Here is a 2,945-nt window from a genome sequence, read left to right as displayed (position 1 = left end):
GTTAAAAAATAGTATAGAAGATTTTCAGAATAACTATGATTTTATTTGGGTATCAAATATCAATAATCTAGATCTTCAACAGAGATTTGTTTCGGGATTATATATAACAAAAAAGAAATTAAAAAAATTAACAAGTATCTATTCTGATCAAGGTTTTTGAGGTTGTGTTGAAAAGCTTGAAAGATAAACGGATTTGCCTAATTTTCAACCAATGGATTATGCTGTTTTGAATGACCTTTCAATTTCATTCCAAGCAGAAAAGTCGAAGAGGGTAATTTCTCTTCGACTTTCTTTGTATAAAGCGGAAACCACTTCAATGCTTTTGGACTATAGATTTGAAAAAAATCATTACATTCGCTGTTCTTTGTATGATCTCACTTGCTTTGATAGGTGGAATCTTATTTAATGTGTCAAGTGAGCCTGAAGTTGTAAAATCAGCGGAAGTTCAGAATATTTCTGAAGCAGTTTTTAAATGGAAATCGGTTGTGCAATCGGAAGTGTAACTATCAACAACACAACTCATCAAGCAGCTTTTAATACCGGAAACCAGTTGATTAGCTTCAATGGTCAAGCACTAACCTATAATGCAAATGGGAATCGTCTAAGTGATGAAAAATATAACTACGCTTGGGATCAAGCGGATCGCTTGGTAGGGGTGACGAAAAAGGGAGAAAACCAACCATTTATCACATACACTTACGACGAGGACAACCGACGATTGTCTAAGAAGGTTAATGGACAGATAACAAACTACCATTATGATGGTGATAGCATTGATGTGCTGTATGAAACAGATACGAATGGGCAAGTTTTACGTCATTATATCTACTCTGATGACAATATTCGCTTAGCTATGAAGAGTGGGAAAAACACGGTATACTATCATTACAATGGGCATGGTGATGTGGTTGCATTGACGGACGAAAACGGCCAGCAAGTAGCCAGTTACACTTACGATGCGTGGGGAAACGTTCTAACCAGTGAAGCAAAAACGGAACTAGCGAAAAGCAATCCTTATGGTTATGCCGGATATACGTACGATGCTGAAATCCAACAGTATTATTTAATGGCACGGTATTATCATCCGGCACATGGAGTTTTTACCTCTCTTGATCCTGATCCAGGGGACGAAGACGATCCATTGACCATGAATGGATATACTTACGCGGACAATAATCCGGTGATGAATGTTGACCCTAATGGGCATTTTGCGATTGTAGCTGGTCTAGGGATTTATATAAGTGCAAAAGTGATTTTTACTGGTGTAACTATGTTAGCTGGAGCAGGTATAGGTTATTATTTGGCGAAAAAACGACCTTATAACAAAAATAAAAAATCTACACCAAATCTTTCTTATAAAGGCCCTAAGGGATATAGAGGGAAAGCTAAAACAAAAACTCAACAAAAAAATGGTAGAACACACCAAAAAAGGATTTATGATAAAAAAGGGAAGCCACGTGTTGATATCGATTACAGTAATCACGGTAATGCTAAACGACATCCCCATGTTCCACACAAGCACAGCTGGAAGAATAGAAATGGAAATGGCCAAAAGTACCCACGATATAATAGGAAATTTAATAAAAGGAGATGATGTGAATTGTGGAGTTATGTAAATAATTCGGATGAAGTAGGATATTTGAATGAAAAGTATGGGAATTTTCATGATTCATTTGTTGAAAAAATGGAGTTTTACTCAGGTATGATACTAAATTTAGATGGATCGCTATCCTATGCTAGTATTAGTATGTTAACCGGTGAAGAAGGTATGGAAAGTGATATATATGAAAACGCAAGTCTATTATTGTTATTAAATTCTCTAGAAACATCTTCCAAGGTCGTCCTCAAATTTCAAGGAGTACTAGATTTTAATTATAATTTTTCATTTAGAAGCGATAATCTGCTAGATGAACCTGCTTTAGATTTTAAAGGTTACAGATTTCATTTTAAAACTAATTTATTTAACGTATCTTCAAAAAATATGGCGTACAAAATTATTTTATGACCTACTTAACTCACGGAATTTTTATCTAACTAAATCTCGATTTAGAGAATCTATAATGTGCATGCCCACTTGGACAGTAATCCATTGAACAAATTTGTTTCATATGGATAAATTCCGGTAACAATCACTACTTGGGTAGGATTTTTCGTTGCTGTAAAAATTACTCGAATTGTTATAATATGGATTGTTGAGTTTCTTTATGTTTTCCGATTAGTTAAAAGAACGCGGGACGGTCACAGATCTTAGAGCTATCATCAACGACGAAAAAAAGTGCAGGTGCATATGATGAGAGAATTACCATTAAAAGATAACCTAACAATCTTAACTACACCCACAGAAAACAATTTATGTATATTTTCAAAAGAAAAAGCTACTATTAAAATTTTTGAAGAAGATAAAATAATTCATACTTTTGAGAATGAACTGTTCGAACAAAAGGAAATTAAGATTCATGAAATTATGATGTATAAAAATGAATGGTACCTAATTTTTTCGATGGATGATGAAGAGGCTATCTTTATAAATAATTCTATTACTGTATTAGGAAATGGAATACTAAATATAGTGCCATCTCCAAGCGGAGTATTAGTTGCGTATAATGAAGAAGGAATACTATCCGCAGAAAACGATTGGGCTCACTATGGATTAGTAGAATTCAATATAGATTTAAATAGATTTAATGCGGTACTCCCTCATCATTTAACTTCGACATTCATTGATCTAGGGGCTATATCTACAATATCCGCTAATGGTGATATCTTTTTAATCGCATATACTGATGCAGAAACACAAATAATGATTAAATGTAATTTGTATAGCCATTTAACTGAAGTAAAAGAAATTAGGTGTGACGCTACCATATTTGAGCTTCGACAATTTAATGATTATATTTGCGTTTTTGCAGAAGATTCCATTTACTTATTTGATAAAACTATGTGCC

The 2,945-nt window shown here is 33.8% G+C and carries 3 protein-coding genes and 1 pseudogene; 3 read left to right on the top strand and 1 reads right to left on the bottom strand.

Annotation, left to right across the window (positions count from 1 at the left end; translation table 11 throughout):
- Positions 1–216 precede the first annotated feature (216 nt).
- Positions 217–324, bottom strand: a pseudogene (locus tag A5877_RS17090) (IS6 family transposase); the annotation flags it as partial.
- Positions 325–472: 148 nt separating this feature from the next.
- On the opposite strand from A5877_RS17090, the gene A5877_RS08080 reads away from it, so the two are divergent.
- The 3 genes from A5877_RS08080 to A5877_RS08070 all read left to right on the top strand — a co-directional run.
- Positions 473–1,594, top strand: coding sequence for an RHS repeat domain-containing protein (locus A5877_RS08080; RefSeq protein WP_086316667.1), 1,122 nt, complete (start codon positions 473–475; stop codon positions 1,592–1,594).
- Positions 1,595–1,600: 6 nt separating this feature from the next.
- Positions 1,601–2,005: a hypothetical protein gene (locus A5877_RS08075; protein ID WP_005233121.1), complete on the top strand. Its 405-nt coding sequence runs from the start codon at positions 1,601–1,603 to the stop codon at positions 2,003–2,005.
- Between the two features lie 285 nt (positions 2,006–2,290).
- Positions 2,291–2,945 (top strand): SufE protein (locus A5877_RS08070; RefSeq protein ID WP_254907450.1); only part of this gene is annotated, 655 nt, incomplete at its 3' end.

The sequence above is a fragment of the Enterococcus sp. 3C7_DIV0644 genome (assembly GCF_002141235.1).
GTDB lineage: Bacteria > Bacillota > Bacilli > Lactobacillales > Enterococcaceae > Enterococcus_D > Enterococcus_D entomosocium.
This window is presented reverse-complemented; position numbering and strand designations above follow the sequence as displayed.